This is a genomic window from Maridesulfovibrio sp., assembly GCF_963666665.1.
Taxonomy (GTDB): Bacteria; Desulfobacterota; Desulfovibrionia; order Desulfovibrionales; family Desulfovibrionaceae; genus Maridesulfovibrio.
The window spans coordinates 2,218,154-2,234,076 of the sequence record NZ_OY762999.1; the positions used below are offsets into that span (position 1 = coordinate 2,218,154).

General features: G+C 47.6%; 18 protein-coding genes. 9 read left to right on the forward strand and 9 right to left on the reverse strand.

The genetic code is table 11. The features are described from left to right. The first annotated feature begins 35 nt into the window (after positions 1–35). From ACKU40_RS10255 to ACKU40_RS10280, 6 genes are all read left to right on the forward strand, one after another. Positions 36–1,805, forward strand: a complete 1,770-nt coding sequence (locus tag ACKU40_RS10255; RefSeq protein ID WP_320172708.1) for an alpha-amylase family glycosyl hydrolase — start codon at positions 36–38, stop codon at positions 1,803–1,805. A gap of 131 nt (positions 1,806–1,936) precedes the next feature. Next, positions 1,937–3,448 (forward strand): 4-alpha-glucanotransferase, encoded by a 1,512-nt coding sequence (gene malQ, locus ACKU40_RS10260; protein ID WP_320172709.1) that lies wholly within the window; start codon positions 1,937–1,939, stop codon positions 3,446–3,448. Positions 3,449–3,533: 85 nt separating this feature from the next. Further along, complete coding sequence (locus tag ACKU40_RS10265; RefSeq protein WP_320172710.1) at positions 3,534–4,232, forward strand: class I SAM-dependent methyltransferase; 699 nt, start codon at positions 3,534–3,536, stop codon at positions 4,230–4,232. Between the two features lie 202 nt (positions 4,233–4,434). After that, positions 4,435–4,785 (forward strand): TraR/DksA family transcriptional regulator, encoded by a 351-nt coding sequence (locus ACKU40_RS10270; RefSeq protein WP_320172711.1) that lies wholly within the window; start codon positions 4,435–4,437, stop codon positions 4,783–4,785. Between the two features lie 73 nt (positions 4,786–4,858). Then, positions 4,859–5,560, forward strand: a complete 702-nt coding sequence (locus ACKU40_RS10275) for a TIGR04283 family arsenosugar biosynthesis glycosyltransferase (RefSeq protein ID WP_320172712.1) — start codon at positions 4,859–4,861, stop codon at positions 5,558–5,560. Positions 5,561–5,562: 2 nt separating this feature from the next. Continuing rightward, entirely contained in the window at positions 5,563–6,228 is a 666-nt protein-coding gene (locus tag ACKU40_RS10280; protein ID WP_320172713.1) for a TIGR04282 family arsenosugar biosynthesis glycosyltransferase, read from the forward strand. An 84-nt stretch (positions 6,229–6,312) separates the two neighbouring features. On the opposite strand, the gene ACKU40_RS10285 is transcribed toward ACKU40_RS10280, so the two are convergent. From ACKU40_RS10285 to rpmH, 7 genes are all read right to left on the reverse strand, one after another. Further along, positions 6,313–6,570 (reverse strand): hypothetical protein, encoded by a 258-nt coding sequence (locus ACKU40_RS10285; RefSeq protein ID WP_320172714.1) that lies wholly within the window; start codon positions 6,568–6,570, stop codon positions 6,313–6,315. A 1-nt stretch (position 6,571) separates the two neighbouring features. Next, complete coding sequence (gene mnmE / locus ACKU40_RS10290) at positions 6,572–7,951, reverse strand: tRNA uridine-5-carboxymethylaminomethyl(34) synthesis GTPase MnmE (protein ID WP_407944336.1); 1,380 nt, start codon at positions 7,949–7,951, stop codon at positions 6,572–6,574. 92 nt (positions 7,952–8,043) lie between these two features. Beyond that, positions 8,044–9,546 carry an RNA-binding cell elongation regulator Jag/EloR gene (gene jag, locus ACKU40_RS10295; protein WP_320172715.1) on the reverse strand — a complete coding sequence of 501 codons (1,503 nt, stop codon included), beginning with the start codon at positions 9,544–9,546 and terminating at the stop codon, positions 8,044–8,046. Positions 9,547–9,598: 52 nt separating this feature from the next. Continuing rightward, positions 9,599–11,218, reverse strand: coding sequence for a membrane protein insertase YidC (yidC, locus tag ACKU40_RS10300; protein ID WP_320172716.1), 1,620 nt, complete (start codon positions 11,216–11,218; stop codon positions 9,599–9,601). A 30-nt stretch (positions 11,219–11,248) separates the two neighbouring features. After that, complete coding sequence (yidD, locus tag ACKU40_RS10305) at positions 11,249–11,497, reverse strand: membrane protein insertion efficiency factor YidD (protein ID WP_320172717.1); 249 nt, start codon at positions 11,495–11,497, stop codon at positions 11,249–11,251. 14 nt (positions 11,498–11,511) lie between these two features. Continuing rightward, entirely contained in the window at positions 11,512–11,886 is a 375-nt protein-coding gene (gene rnpA / locus ACKU40_RS10310) for a ribonuclease P protein component (RefSeq protein ID WP_320176372.1), read from the reverse strand. Further along, positions 11,874–12,008 (reverse strand): 50S ribosomal protein L34, encoded by a 135-nt coding sequence (gene rpmH / locus ACKU40_RS10315; protein WP_015850946.1) that lies wholly within the window; start codon positions 12,006–12,008, stop codon positions 11,874–11,876. The genes rnpA and rpmH overlap by 13 nt, the downstream gene beginning before the upstream one ends. 375 nt (positions 12,009–12,383) lie before the next feature. On the opposite strand from rpmH, the gene ACKU40_RS10320 reads away from it, so the two are divergent. Together ACKU40_RS10320 and ACKU40_RS10325 are read left to right on the forward strand one after the other, a co-directional pair. Then, positions 12,384–13,034 carry a lactate utilization protein gene (locus tag ACKU40_RS10320; protein WP_320172718.1) on the forward strand — a complete coding sequence of 217 codons (651 nt, stop codon included), beginning with the start codon at positions 12,384–12,386 and terminating at the stop codon, positions 13,032–13,034. A gap of 133 nt (positions 13,035–13,167) precedes the next feature. Then, a complete protein-coding gene (locus ACKU40_RS10325; protein WP_320172719.1) occupies positions 13,168–13,914 on the forward strand; it encodes a UPF0280 family protein in 747 nt (248 codons plus the stop codon). Position 13,915: 1 nt separating this feature from the next. Here ACKU40_RS10325 and ACKU40_RS10330 read toward each other — a convergent pair whose 3' ends face one another. Both ACKU40_RS10330 and ACKU40_RS10335 read right to left on the reverse strand, forming a co-directional pair. After that, positions 13,916–14,407 (reverse strand): hypothetical protein, encoded by a 492-nt coding sequence (locus ACKU40_RS10330; RefSeq protein WP_320172720.1) that lies wholly within the window; start codon positions 14,405–14,407, stop codon positions 13,916–13,918. 18 nt (positions 14,408–14,425) lie between these two features. Then, entirely contained in the window at positions 14,426–14,719 is a 294-nt protein-coding gene (locus ACKU40_RS10335) for an MTH1187 family thiamine-binding protein (RefSeq protein WP_320172721.1), read from the reverse strand. A gap of 112 nt (positions 14,720–14,831) precedes the next feature. On the opposite strand from ACKU40_RS10335, the gene ACKU40_RS10340 reads away from it, so the two are divergent. Further along, the gene (locus tag ACKU40_RS10340) at positions 14,832–15,755 is read left to right on the forward strand and encodes an SPASM domain-containing protein (RefSeq protein WP_320172722.1); all 924 of its coding nucleotides are present in this window, start codon (positions 14,832–14,834) and stop codon (positions 15,753–15,755) included. The last annotated feature ends 168 nt before the right edge of the window (positions 15,756–15,923 follow it).

A 15,923-nucleotide genomic window follows, 5' to 3' on the forward strand; every position in this document is an offset into this window, starting at 1 on the left:
CGCAAAAACAAAATATTTTTACTACGGGCAGATCTATGACTGAAAAATATTTCGGTGCACGGCTTCAGGAAGATGGAAAATGTTCTTTTAGAATTTTTGCTCCGCACGCCCAACAGGTTAAAATAAAGATACAAAACCAACAAAACGACTTTTACACTTTAATTCCGTCCCAGTATGGTTTTCACGAAATCACGTTAGATGAAGTTCAGTCCGGAGCCCTCTATTCTTATGTGCTTGATGACGGCCCTAGCATTCCTGACCCGGCTTCATCCTGGCAGCCGGACGATTTAAAAAACGCCTCTGCTGTAATAGGCCACCATTTTTTTGACTGGAGCGGGGATAATTTTTCCGGCCTGCCCATGAGCGAAATGATACTCTACGAAGCTCATATTGGCACGTTCAGCCCGGAAAAGAATTTTCAAGGACTCATCTCCAAACTATCTCACCTTAGCGAGCTAGGGATCAACACCTTACAGCTGATGCCTGTATCAAACTTCGCCGGAACTCAGGGCTGGGGATATGAAACAACCTTCCCTTATTCAGTACACCCTCCATACGGAAATCCTGAAGACCTGAAGGCCCTGATTAAGCAATGCCACTTGCGAAACATAGCGGTTATACTGGATGTATCCTTCGGAAGTTTGATTCCGGTTGCTGCGCTGGAAGATGCCTACGCCCCATTCTTTAGCAATAAATACAATTCCCTTAATGGCCGGGCTTTAAATTTCGATGAAAAGTATAGCTACGGAGTTCGAGAATTTTACATTCAATGTGCTCTTTCGTGGTTGCGCGACTACCATGTTGACGGGTTGCGCATTAAAGATGCCGATCAGATTTTTGATCAGACTCCCATCCATTTCCTTGAGGAATTAGCAAATAGAATCAAGGATTTTGCCAGCCAGAACAACAGAACTTGTGTGCTTATCAATGGAGACAAACGAAATGCCTTGCGCCCGGTACTGCCGCCGGAAAAAGGAGGCTACGGTCTGGATGCCCTTTACAGCGATGACTTTTACTGCGCGCTTCATAGTCAGATAACCGGAAACCATGAAGGACGCTTTAAAGATTATGCAGCCCCGGAACGCATGGTTGCGGCAATGCAGTACGGTTTTGCCTACCGTGGTGAAATTTCGAATCACTACCTGAGACGGCAGGGACGCAATAAATCAGAGCTGAGCGGATGCAAATTTATTGTTTACTCTCAAGGTCATGAAGAAAATTACGGCGACACATCCAAGTGCCGCATAATTAAAAATGCCGGGTTCGAAGCAGCAAAACTGAGTGCCGGGGCAACACTGCTTTCACCCTATGTACCGATGATTTTCATGGGTGATGAATACGGCGAAAGCGCACCTTTCAATAATTTCAATGACTCGCAGGACGGGAATTGCCCTGATGAGTACTGTTTGAATTGGATGAACATTGAAAGCGATCAAGGCCGTGCAATGTTGGCCCTTTACCGCAACCTGCTGAAAATCAGGAAGGAGCACCCTACCATTCATGAACCATGTCGCCATCGATGCCATGTGCAGGAGATAGCACCGGGGGTAATTTTAGTTTTCCGCAACTCGACATACGGAGACAGGAAATACGCTGCAGTACTCTTCAATTTTTCCAAGGATGATACAGAAAGCGCGATTGCCCAATACCTGCCGGAAGGGGTCTGGAACACCGAACTTTACAGTGCATCCAGCGCCTACTCCGGAAGAGCCTCGGCTTTACCGGAAATATTACCTCAGGATGGAAAAATAAAGATAGCAGCACAATCATTTGCCCTTTTCCTTCATTCGGAATTTCGGAATTGATGATCAGATCCGGGATGTTTAAATCAGGTTAAAAGATATCGTCTGGACATCTCCCCACTTGCCCTGCAATATGATAATGTTAGATTTAGCGTGGCTGCAGCATATTATGCAGAGCAAGAAGGAGATATATAATGAAACGTTCCAGCGGCATTCTTTTGCATTTCACATCAATGCCTTCCCGGTTCGGTGTCGGCGATCTTGGTCCGGCGGCATATGATTTCGCCGATTTTCTAGCTGAAGCCGGACAACGATTCTGGCAAGTGCTGCCCATCACTCCCACAGCTCCGGAGCTCTGCAACTCACCCTATTCGGGATTTTCAGCTTATGCAGCCAACCCGCTTTTGATCAGCCCGGAACTTATGGTCGATTACGGCCTGCTGGAATATGAAGACATTCTCCAACACACCCTGCCCGACACCGATCATGCTGATTTCGAAACAGCCGGAAGAGTTAAGGAAGAATTACTGCGCAAAGCTTTCGCACGGGTAGCGAACAATCTCCTCGATGAAGTGATTTTTAACCAGTTTATCTGGGATAATATGCACTGGATCAACGATTTTGCCCTTTTTACTGCCCTGAAAAAGCATTTCAAAGGTGAGAGCTGGGTCACATGGCCCGAAGACATACGCGACCGAACAGAAGACGGTTTGCGTCATTGGGGCGAAAAGCTCTACCGCGAAATCCTATACGTAAAATTCTGCCAATGGATTTTCTTCCGCCAATGGGGGCAACTCAAAGACCATCTTGATGAGATCGGGGTGGAACTTATTGGAGACGTACCAATCTACGTTACCCACGACAGTTCAGATGTCTGGGCCAACCGCAATATTTTTAAACTAGACGAAAAGGGCGAAGCATATTGCGTAGCCGGTGTTCCGCCGGACTATTTCAGTAAGAATGGCCAGCTCTGGGGTAATCCTGTTTACAATTGGGAAGTTCTCCAGAATGACGGCTTCGGATGGTGGATCAGTCGCATGAAACACAATCTCGGACTGTACCATTGGGTACGCCTTGACCATTTCCGCGGATTTTCGGCCTATTGGGAAGTTCCCGCCGAAGCTGAGACAGCCATGGAAGGCTACTGGGTACCTGCCCCCGGCCATCAACTCTTTGAGAAACTCACTGAAGAAATAGGCTGCCTGCGAATTATCGCTGAAGATCTCGGCCACATCACACCGGATGTAATATGGCTTAAGGACCGCTTCCAACTTCCGGGCATGAACATCCTGCAATTCTCCTTTGGCGATGACATCGGTTATTGCGGCGATGCCCTGCATAACCACAAACGAAATTCCGTGGTCTACACCGGAACTCACGATAACAACACCAACAGAGGCTGGTTCCTCGAAGATGCGGACGAAGTCAGTCGCAAGCACCTGCTATCCTATCTAGGCCACAACTGGATAGATGACGCCAAAATTTCATGGGAGCTGATCAGGTTGCTCATGTCCAGCGTAGGCTGCTTGTGTGTGATTCAGGCGCAGGACCTACTCAACCTCGACGGCAAGGCCCGTATGAATGTCCCCGGTGAAGCCGACGGCAACTGGGGATGGAAGCTCACCCCCGGACAGCTAAGCCCACTTATACGCGAAAAACTCGGTGAAATGACCGAGCTTTTCGGGCGGACCAGCAAAATTGACTAGTCTATTAATTTTACGTTCATTTTTAACCTCAATACACGTTAATTAAACTTTGCTCTCTTTTAACCAGCACAAAACATAAGCTAAAATGAACAACAAACTATATCATGATTATGCCTCTGAATACAGTGAGGCTATCAAACAAAATATTTACAATGCACTTTTCGAACGTCCTTCACTGCAAGCCATGCTGCCTGATATCAAAGGCAAAACAGTACTGGACTTGGGATGTGCTTCAGGAGAACACTCCAAACACCTGGCAAGTAAAGGTGCATATGTAACTGCCGTCGACATTTCCCAAGCAATGATCGACCTGATCCAGAAACAAAACCAAAGCAGCCTCAAGGCATACGCTCAAGATATTTCCAAAGGCCTACCCAATGAGCAAGATAAATCTTTTGACGTGGTAATCAGTGGATTGACAATCCATTATATTAAAGACTTGAATCCCCTTTTTTCCGATATCAGCCGGGTTCTAAAACAGAATGGACAATTCATTTTCTCTACCCATCATCCAGTTATTGATTTTAAAAGCAGTGTTTCCGGAAATTATTTTGAAAAAGAACTGATCACCGAGGAATGGGACGTAATTGGTAAACCTGTAGAAGTTTCATTTTACCGTAGACCACTTACAGAGCTATTTTCCGCCATAACTCAAGCAGGACTTTGCGTTACCGCCCTGAACGAAGGAATGCCGCAAAAAGAGATACAGAAGCTTAATCCTGCAACTTACAAAAGACTCACGACAAAGCCTAACTTTCTATTCATTGAGTGCACTAAAAAATAAGGCCAATATATTTAAACTCCAGCGGAGTCATAAGTAAGCAGTCCCATGGATATTCATAGGACTGCCCATGCCCATGCCTGAACTTCATAATAAAGTTTCATCTCCGTAACCGAATTGCGATTTTTTCCCAGACAGCCGGACGTATAAGCCCCATAGTCAAAGGATTAATAATCAATTCCACAATCCAAGTCGGAGGTTAATTATGAATTCTTCCCAAAGAACCAGCATCAGAAAACATCTTGAAATAAAGCTTGCAGAACTCATTAAGCGAACCACTACCCGTGATACCGCTGTTGAAAGCTGCGCTGATGACAATGAATATGCTTCCCGTATCAGCGAACAGAAGATCAATCTTGCCCTGCATGTGCGCGAGACAAAACTGATCAGGGATATGGAAGAAACTTTGAGCCGGGTAGACAGCTGGGATTTCGGCATTTGCGAAGATTGCGGCGAAGAAATTGCCATCGCCCGAATCAAAGCTAACCCGACCACCCGCTTCTGCGTGTACTGCCAATCCCGTATGGAAGAAGACCAGCTTGGTCGTGTCGGGTAATTTTGATATGGCTTAGCCTCTGTTTACAAATTATCCTCTTTATCGGGCTGGGGAAAAAGTATAGTACAGCACTATGTCATCAAGCTTGAAAATATCAGTCATCATTCCGGTGTATAATGAAGCGGATACTATTCGCTCCTGCATTGCGAATGTGAAGGAAAGTTGCGGGGATGATTCTGAGATAATAATCGTCGACGGTTCATCTGACGGATCTACTCTGTCCGCTGTTGACGACGCTGGGGTGTTGCTTTTGGCTTCACCTCCGGGACGTGCGGTCCAAATGAATTATGGGGAGCAGAAGGCCGAAGGAGACATTCTGCTCTTTCTTCATGCCGATACTACCCTGCCATCATCTGCGGGCAGTCTTGTCCGCAAAGCACTTCGCGCGCCTTGCACCACTGCCGGAGCCTTCAAGCTTGGCTTTGACTCTTCTTCACGCACTATGAAATTTATTGCCTTCCTCGCCGATCTGCGTTGCAGAATCGAGCGGATTCCCTACGGGGATCAAGCTATTTTTATTTCCAAAACCACATTTTTGGAACTGGGCGGTTTCCCCGAAATTCAGCTCATGGAAGATGTGGAATTTTTTCAGACTATCAAGAAAAAACGACTTGAAATCGTCATTCTCAAAGAATCGATTACCACTTCCGCCCGCCGCTATTTATCCACTGGCCCTCTACGCTGCGCCCTGCGCAACACTTTTTTGCGTCTGCTGCACCGCCTCGGTGTACGAACTCAAACTCTCGCAGCCATGTATTGTAGAAGGGAATCCTGACCATGAAATGTGCCGTCATAGTATTTGTGAAATTTCCTGAAGCAGGCAAAGTCAAAACAAGGCTGGGCAAAGACATCGGATACGAGGCTGCAGCCAAGCTTTACAGTGCATTTGTGGGAGACATACTCCATAATCTTGACGAATCAGGATTCACGCCGATCATAGCTTTCGATTCTTTTCAGCCAGAAGATAAATATAAAGAGTGGCTGGGCAACAGGACTTTTATCCAGCAGCAGGGCAATGATCTCGGAGAGCGCATGCATAAGGCATTGCAGGAAGGATTCAATTTAGGCTTCGATGTCTGCATCCTGACCGGAAGTGATCTGCCTGACCTTGATCCGGAATTTGTCCATCAAGCCGAACAAGCCCTGAAAAAAGCCCCCGCCTGCATTGGACCTGCAAGTGACGGGGGCTATTATCTGATCGGTTTTCAGAAAGAATTTCTAACTGACTATATCTTCAACGATATGGAATGGAGCACAGAAAGCGTCTTTAACGAGACAATTTCCCGATTAGAAAAGCTTAGTCTAAATCCGGCTATTCTTCCAAAGCATCAAGACATGGATACGGTGGAAGACTTGAAAAGACTTCGCTGGAACCCGTCATCACAAGCCATATGCCCCCGAACTTCTGAACTTTTAAAAACTATTTTAAAACTCAATTATTAAAAGTTTTAGGAGTGTCCAGAGAATCCCTTTGTCACAAGGGTTCTTTGGTCCCCGAAGGGCCATCGGAGAGCCGCCGGAGGCACCTTAATACTCAACAATATTCAAGCGATCTTCATCAGAATCTTTACGGCGGGTAAAGCGTAAACGGTCACAGCCAAGATCATCTATTACATCGATATCCCAGTTGCCACCTGTTCCGAATCCACTCATAAGTTCTTCGCGGATACCGAGCCGGACCTGAAACTCGACCAACGGATTGGAGGTGGTATCGAGATGGTTAACGATGATGGGCACGAGTCCGCAAGTCACGCCTTTAAGGTCTACAAATTTACTGTCTTCCATTTTATTTTCCAACGCAAAAATTTTCAAAAATTGAATTCAACACTTCCTGCGGCGTAATTTCCCCGGTAATCTCGGAAAGAGAGCTGCAGGCAGATTCAAGACGCACTCCGAGCAGATCGTAAGGCACCTGCATAGCAATATCATCCATAAGCTCTTCAAGCTCAACAAGAGCCTTTTTGAGGGAAACAGCCTGACGCGAGTTGGGAACCAGCTCATCGGGATCAGGCTCTCCTGCGCCTTGAAGGATATGCTCACGAATCAGTGCCGCCAACCGCTCAATACCCTGACCCTTTTTAGCTGAAATTTCAACAACCTCATACCCGGATTCACGCATAATTTCAGCGGGAGCAGGCTCAGCCTGCTCAAGGTCGGACTTGTTAATTACTGCTAGGCATCTGTCCGCCATATCAGCGAATTGCGGATCAAGGTCAGCAAGTGCGAAAGGCTTTGAACCGTCAATAATCAACAATACCAGATCAGCCTGCGACGCCAGATCCCGGCCCATATCTACACCGGCAAGCTCAACAGCATCGCTGGTTTCGCGCAAGCCTGCGGTATCAACCACGCGGACCTGCAAACCTTCAAGGTTGAGAGTTTCCTCGATAAAATCACGGGTAGTGCCGGGGATATCGGTAACAATTGCCCTATTACGCCCAAGCAGTGCGTTAAGCAGACTGGACTTACCTGCATTTACTTTTCCTGAAAGAACAGCAAGCCCGCCTTCGCGCCACGCCTTTGTGCGCTCAACACCGGAAAGAATTTCAAAAATATTTTTAACCGCATCCCCAACTTCAGACTGCATCTGCTCCAAGGGAAGGCATTCCAGCTCGTCTTCAGGAAAATCGACGGCAACGCATAGCTGAGCACGCAATTCTTCCAAGCGAAGACGCAAAGTGCTAATACGTTCACCGAGCACGCCGGAAAGTTTGACCTTGGCAAGCTGTGCAGCGCCGCGTGAAGGAGCATGAATCATCTCAGCTACAGCCTCTGCCTGTGTCAAATCCATACGCCCGTTCAGGAAAGCACGCAGGGTAAATTCACCGGCGTTGGCCAGTCTTGCACCTTTGGCAAGAACTTCACCGAGAACAGCACTGAGAATGGCCCTGCCGCCATGACAGTTAATTTCAACAGTATCTTCCCCGGTATAGGAATTAGGCCCGGGCATGAACACGGTCAATACATCGTCGATCTCAACGGATTCCGCATCAACAACAGTACCGTAATGCATGGTGTACGGCTTGAATCCGGAAAAGGATTCCTTTGCCGGACGAAAAATATCGTTGGCAATGGATAGAGCCTGTTCGCCGCTGATGCGAATGATCCCGACCCCGCCGTCACCCGGAGGTGTGGCAATTGCGGCAATGGTTCCGGTGGAAGTGATGGACATATCAAAGTCTCCCTGAAAGAAAGGATAAACCCCGCAGACAGAAGTCCACGGGGTTTTCAAAGTCATTATTCACCGCTCGTGAACAATTAATAACGGTTGTAGCGCTCGCTGTTGTAGTTAGTGCTGTTACCTTCTTTATTGCGGTCATTACGGCGGTTGTTATTGTAGCGCGACTGACGATTACCGAAGTTGTCATCCTGATAGCGGTTGCTGTAACCGTTATCAAAAGGAGCAGGGCGGTTGAATTCTTCGCGGTTGCCGAAGTTTTCATCGCGTTCCTGACTATAATTGTCATTGCGCTTGTTGTAATTATCGATACGCTCGTTGCGGCGACCACGGTTGTAATTATCATTGCGGTCATTACGGCCGCGATAATTATCGTTACGCTCGGTACGATCAGTACGCTCGTTGCGGCGACCACGGTAATTGTCATTACGCTCGGTACGATCGTTGCGATCGGTATGCTCGGTACGATCGTTGCGATCACGACGTCCCCTGCTGCGATCATTGCTGCGGGAATCGTAACGGTCATTACCACGACCGTAGTTATCGTTGCGTCTACCGCCTGTTCCGCCTCCGCTGCGACTGCGGCGCGGCAGGATCAGTACCCGCTTCATGGGGCCTTCGCCCTTACTGCGGGTATTTACATGCTTGTCTTCCTGCAAAGCCATGTGCACGACTCTGCGATGGTAAGAACTCAGCGGCTTGGTGGACTGAACGCGTCCGGTGTGCATGGCTTTGTCGGCAAGATGCCAAGCCAGCTGACGGAGCTTTTCGTCCTGACGCTCACGGTAGTCACCTGTATCAATCTGTACGCGTACGGAGGTCTGCAATTTTTTGGAGACCATACGGTTACAGAGGTATTGCAGGGAAGACAGGGTCTGTCCCTCACGACCGATAATCAGGCCGGAATTTTCTTCATCATCAACCAGCACGTTAACGCGGTCTTCGCCCACTTCGATTTCGAGTTTGGGCTTATCCTGAATGATCGGTTCGATCATTGTTTCAAGAGCTTCGCGCACAGCGGCAGCGATCTCTTCAGGATCACCTTCCATTATGCTGCGCGGTTCGCGATGATCATCGCGCTCTTCAAACTCTTCATCATAACCGTCATCAGACATATCAGCAACTGCCGGAGCAAGAGCTTCCTCTCTGACAGCTACTTCGCTCTCGGGCTTAATTGCAACTTCACCCTGTTCCTTCACAGCCACTTCAGCCTCAGGCTTAACTGCGGGAACTTCGGGCTCTATACGCGGAGCAGGAGAGTTATCTTCTTCATTAGCAACCGGAACCTGTTCCTCTCTGCGACGGTCAGACTTAGGTCTGGACTGTCTTTTTTCAGGCTGCTCCCTTCTCTGCTGATGACCTCTTCCTCTTCTGGAATCATCGTTCAGCGCAGAACGGCTATCTCCACCTCTGGGACGTGCTTTCACTTTAGCGTTTTTCTTTCCAACCAGGCCGAAAACCCCGGTGGAACCTCCACTGATGATCTCAATCTCAAGTTTATCGCGATTCAGACTAAAGTGATCACAGGCATTATTAATCGCCTCGTCCAAATTCTTCCCCTGGAATTCCATGAATTCGCTCATTCTATCTCCTGATTGTTCTTCACTCCATTAAATCCGATCAGCTTGTTACGCGCTAATTTTTAACGTTGCGCATCATCATCCACTGCTGTGCAATTGAGAGTACGTTGTTCACCATCCAGTATACAACCAGCCCGGAGGGGAAGTTGAGGAACATGAATGTGAATACGAGCGGCAGAAACATCATGATTTTCTGCTGGGTCGGGTCGCCTGCGGAAGGAGTCATTTTCTGCTGCAGGAACATAGTCGCACCCATCACGATAGGAGTGATGTAAAGCGGGTCTTTTGCCGAAAGGTCGGCCAACCAGACAATATCAGTAAAAGGCAGGAAATGGACAAAGTCAGCATGCCTGAGGGCAACTGTTCCCATCAATGCCTTGTACAATCCAAAGAAAACCGGAATCTGCAGCAGCATGGGCAGGCAACCACCTGCGGGGTTGACATTGTATGTCTTATAAAGCTGCATCATCTCTTTGTTAAGGGCTTCCCTGTCATCGCCATGCTTCTCGCGAAGTTTGGCCATCATGGGCTGCAGACGCTTCATCTGCTCCATGGATTTGTAGCTCTTGTGGGACAGGGGCCAGAAAAGAATCTTGATCACGATGGTCAGCAGGATGATCGCAATACCGTAGTTGTGGGTATACTGGTGGAACCACTCAAGAGCCACAACAAGGGGCTTGGCGATGATATCAAACCAGCCGAAGTCAATGGCTTTGGAAAGTTCACCGGGAACTTTAGCCATCAGCTGAGCATCCATGGGACCGAAGTAGTAAGAACAGGACAGCTTGCGCTCAATGTCTTTATCAAAAGAGACATTCTGTTCAGCAGCAATACGGAAAATATCATCCTGAAGCTTACCCTTTATGGTCACGGAGTCTGCACCGGGAACAAGGGCGAGGATGAAGTAGTTGGAATCAATAGCTGCCCATTCGACTTTGCCGGTTTCGGTTACACCGGTTTCACTGAGGGTGTCACGGTCGTTTTCTTCGACCAGACCTTCAGTATTGTACCATGCTATTCTGGTGGGGTTGTAACGGTCATCAGCAGCGGTTAGGCTTTTGGTTGCAGTGGTAAATGCAATACGACCCATACCGCTGGGATTGGATGTGTTAATTACCCTTACGTCTTCGTCGATGAGGTAGTTGTCTGCGTGAAAAGTAAGTCTGCGCTCAATTCTGAAACCTTCCACATCGCCGCGAAAAATAAGTGTACCGAGCTTGTCACCGGCAAGGTTGAGGTCTGCACCTTCATAGCCCCAGACGCCGTTAGCCCAGGTGGCAATACCGTTAAGGATAAGACCCATGGGAGCTTTATCAAGAGCATTGGTACCGACCATATCCACATCGGGAGAGTCAGTAGCAATGGTTGCCTTGAATTTTTTAAGCTTGAAACTTTCGAGAAGGCCGCCCTGTGAGTTGATCACTGCGGAATAGAGGGGAGTTTCAACGATAAGTTTTGTTCCCTTGGCGGAAACAATAGCGCTTGTGGAAGCGGGATCGGGAAGCTGGTTTGAAACAGGACCGGCGACATTGGAATCAACGGCCTGATTTGGTTGAGCGGTTTGCTCCTGCTGGGCAGGCGCGGGCTGCTGCGGCTGGGGAGGGAAAAGGAACTGCCAGCCGAGAAGAACTGCAAACGAAAGGGCTACAGCCAAAATAACGCGTTTATTATCCATGTCTTTTTTTTCTCACTAAAAATTTGTCCCTCAGATCAAACCGGGACTGCGCGGTGGAACTTTTTCATGGGCGGGAACGGGATCGAATCCGCCCTTACATAGCGGATTACAACGCAACAGACGCCACAAAGTGTACATCCCCCCTTTTAGCACTCCATGAAGGGATATAGCCTCTATGGCGTATTGCGAGCAGGTTGGATGAAAGCGGCAACACCCCGGAAATAACGGGGATATAAACTTCTGATAAAAGCGTATCGGGTAAAGAAACAGAGTCCGCATTCCCTGATTTCTCATCACTCTCCGCCACAGGAAAGCTTGTTTATCTTTCCAATCATGGGGAGAAGTTCTTTTTCGGCAAGATCATAGGTTATGGCTTTGCCGTCCAGAGCACGCTTGGGTATAATGTTTATATCCGCACGCACCTGAAAATTTTCCTGATTAATCCTGAAAAAACTTCTCAAAACCCTTTTAATCCGGTTCCTGACAACAGCAGGACCCTTCTTTCTGCTCACGGTAAGGCCCAAACGGACCCCGCTGGGGCCGATACCATGACACAGCACAAAGAGTATAAAACTCTTTGTGTAGAGCTTTTTTCCCTGCTCATAGCAGAGATCAAATTCAGGCTTCCTAAGGAGCTTATGCTCCTTTTTCCAACTTAAACGGCTAATCTTTTACGACCCTTAGCACGACGTCTTGCGATTACAGCACGACCGTTTTTGGTGCGGGAACGAACGAGAAAACCGTGGGTTCTTTTTCTTCTACATTTGCTAGGCTGGTAAGTTCTTTTCATTGTTCTATTTCTCCAAAAATTAATAACGTTAGTAGAGCCGGACACCAGATTCCGGCTACGAGGAACGGGAACATATATCCCCTACTTCAGATATCGTCAAGAAATGTTTTCAATGTGGCCGTGCAGCTAAGTGCTTTTAATCTCACTCTGAATAATCTATGCTGCTGCAAAACGAAAACAAGTCCGCATAACCCGATGCGGCCATACTGTCAAAGTGAATTCATACATAATGCTGACGTAAAGTTCTATCAACTTGGTTAATAACCTTTATCACGTGCGCATTTTTTTTTCACCGCTTTTTTCATATATTTTTCAAGCGGCAACTTTTTAACGGCCTCACCCCTGTGCGGCTGAAATGATTTTAAGGAGATCCATATGAAACCCGTACAAACTTTCTGGGACATCAAACTCGGTGAAATAAAAGAAGTATTCGAAGACAATGGTTATGAGACATCCGTTGTAAAAAGCCAAAAAGCTGCAGCCTCTCTGGTGCTCGACAAAATCATCCCCAAGATGAAACCCAAATCCATCAGCTTCGGCGGATCCATGACCGTAGTTGATTCCGGCCTTTATGATCAAATCAAAAAACTTCAAAAGGTTAATGTAATCGACACATATGACGTTAATCCGCCCATGGCTGAAAGAATCGAACGTCGCCGTCAGTCTCTCCTGTCTGATCTGTTCATAACCAGTGCCAACGCATTCACCGAAGAAGGCGAACTGGTAAACCTGGACGGCACAGGCAACCGTGTCGCTGCCATGGCTTTCGGCCCCCGCAATGTCGTAGTTCTCGTGGGCCGTAACAAGCTCTGCCCTGACCTTGATGCTGCTGTCAGCCGTATCAAAGAATACGCCGCCCCGGTCAATGCCATGCGTCTCAAGCGCAAGACCCCCTGTGCAGTCACCGGTAAATGTCAGGACTGTAATTCCAAAGACCGCATCTGTAATGTCTGGGGAATTACCGAGAAGTCCTCGCCCCAAGGCCGTATCCACGTAGTATTCATCAATGAAGATTTAGGCTTCTAATTTTATTGCCTCCGGCGGCTGGAGAAAGGGAAACTCTTGCAAGAGTCTCCCTTTCTCTATACCCTTCAGAACATTTTAGTTGGCTTCGCCGTATAGCGCGGCTAACTTTCCCTGACGACGAACAGGACCAACCTTGAGTAAGAAAATTCATACTGACCACACCCGCAGTTACCGTAACAATGTAGCCCTTCCCGGCACTGAGACCTCTTTTCAGATTGTTGTCGAACAGACTGATCTATTTATTGTTGCTGAAAAAGATTTGAGCGAGCAGGCTCTGGATGCTGTCCACGAGATTCGCGGCATTCTGCAAGGCCATTTTGTTCTCAATCCTGATTTCGCAACCAGCCTTGCACCTGTCCCGGTACCAGATGGAGTACATCCGGTGATCAAAGCGATGGCTGACGGTGCTCTTGCTTGTGGAGTCGGCCCCATGGCGGCCGTGGCCGGGGCCGTGGCCCAATATGTTGCGGATAAACTGCTGCCATTTTCTTCAAATGTTATTGTGGAGAACGGAGGCGATATTTACATGCATTCCACTTCATCGCGCAAAGTGGCCCTGCTTTCGGAACCTGATTCAGGTGCTAAGATCGGCCTCGCAATTGAAGCCGAAGACTTTCCGCTTTCCATCTGTTCGTCTTCCGGAACAATCGGCCATTCCCTCAGTCTTGGCAGCGGTGATCTGGTTACTGTCCGCGCCAAGGATGCACGTTTTGCCGATGCCGCAGCAACAGCTCTCGCCAACCTGCTCAAATCCCCTGCCGATGTCCCGCTGGTCATTGAAAAAGCCCGCGCTCTCTCGGAACACGGGCTTGATGGAGTATTCGTACAATACAATTCAAAAATCGGAGCTTGGGGCAATCTGGAATTGATCGCGCTTTAGGTTACTGACTTACAGCGCGTTCAATAGCCATGAAAGGAGGTCCGTTGTTGTCTTCACGGCTTTTGTAAAGTGCCATGCGGTAACCGAATGAAATATACAGAGGCCCAGAATCAAGCTTATCCGGCTTGAGTTCGAAATCAAATGGGATACCCTTTCCTTCTTCCAGCTTTTCAGGTGAGAAGACCTGTAAACCTTGGGCCAAAACTTCACCGTCCATGTCACTCAAATAGCCCTGAATCCAAAGTTCACCAATCCACTCGGCCCACATAGGCACGCTGTTTTTCTTAACGTAAGCCTTGCCCCGAAGGCCGAAACTGTCCTTACGCGGCACTATTTCATAATCAAAAGTCATGAACTCCATCTGCATAGTTCGCGGAGTTTCCAGCTTCCATGACTGCTGCTCCAAATGCGAAACGCCGAGATGAACACAGCCGGATACGGCAAACAACAGAATGAATAGAGCTGAACAGTTGGCAAGCTTCATCAATTTCATCGAAATATCCTAACCCTGTTAAAGTTTTGATTCCACGGATTTTATTTTACCGTGCAACCGATCCATAGCACCCTTGCGGCAGTCAGCTTTCATCAACATATAGATTCGCTCGCAATCCGTTTCAAGAGCCTGATAGCACTTTGTAACCACACTCATGACCTCTTCCCATTCTCCCTCAATACAGGTTCCCATGGGACCAAGCTGGCATGGCAGGCCGCATTCGCGAATAATTTTCACAACTCGCGCCACATAGGGACTGACGCTTTCACCTTTGTCTGTGGGAAAAATAGTCAATTCAACGAGAACACTCATTTTCAAATTCTCCATACACGTTGACACTGCTCGTTAACTCATTATAAGTTCGGCCTCCCCGAATACCGACACTTAAATTACCCGCTATAAGTTTTACAAGGAGTAAACTCACATGGGTGAATATTATATGCCTGCGGAAAACGAAGGCAAATTTCAACAATTAATGACCTGGATCAAGGACAAAAAACGTCCCCGTCCCTCTTTTCCGCGCGCCATTCAGATTCAAACCACAAGCTATTGTAATGCCATGTGTTTGTTCTGCGGCTGGAAACACACTCATAATACACAGCCTCAGGGCCATATGGAAGATGATCTTTTCAAAAAAATCATCGATGAGACCAGCAGGCATTTCATCGGCCGCGTCAGCCCCTATTTAATGAATGAACCGCTCATGGACAAAAAAATGCCTGAGCGTATCGCCTACATTGAAAAGAACAAAAAGCCTTTCACCCGCACTAAGATCAACACAAACGGTGCACTGCTCACCGAAGATATGAGCGAAAGACTTATCGAATCCGGTCTGCGCCACCTCTGGGTTTCAGTTCAGGGCTACACTGCCGAGACTTATACTGAGTCCATGGGCATCAAGAAATTTAACATCCTTGATAATATTGATAAATTTCTCGACATCAAAGAAAAGAAAGGTGCTAAGCGTCCCAAGGTTTCCATCACAACCCTTGATACCACTATCGTCCACGACGAATTGGAATACGCTAAAAAACATTGGGCCAAGCGGGATGTAACTTTCAAGATTCACCAGTTGGATAACCGTGCCGGAGACGACATCAGTAAACTGAGCGCCCGCAAGCCTCAGCTGAAGCGGGACTGTGACCTATTCCTCAAACAGGCCTACGTGCTTTATAACGGAGATGTGATCATCTGCTGTCACGACTGGCGCAGAACCGTGGTGCTTGGTAACCTCTACAAGAACACCCTTGAAGAAATCTGGAACTCGGATCATTTTATTTCCCTGATCCGCCAGTATCAAGAAGGTAATTTCACTAACCTTAAGATCTGTAAGACCTGCACTGGCTAACTTTTATAATATTTCTACGAAACAACAGGCCATAACATCTGTTATGGCTTGAACAGATAAACATTTAACGGGGATTTTATGAAAAATAGAATAGTAATGTAATCCGTCTGCTGACGGGTTGTTTCCGCGGCAGGCGGAGGACTCCGGTTTTACTATGGTTAGGGCATG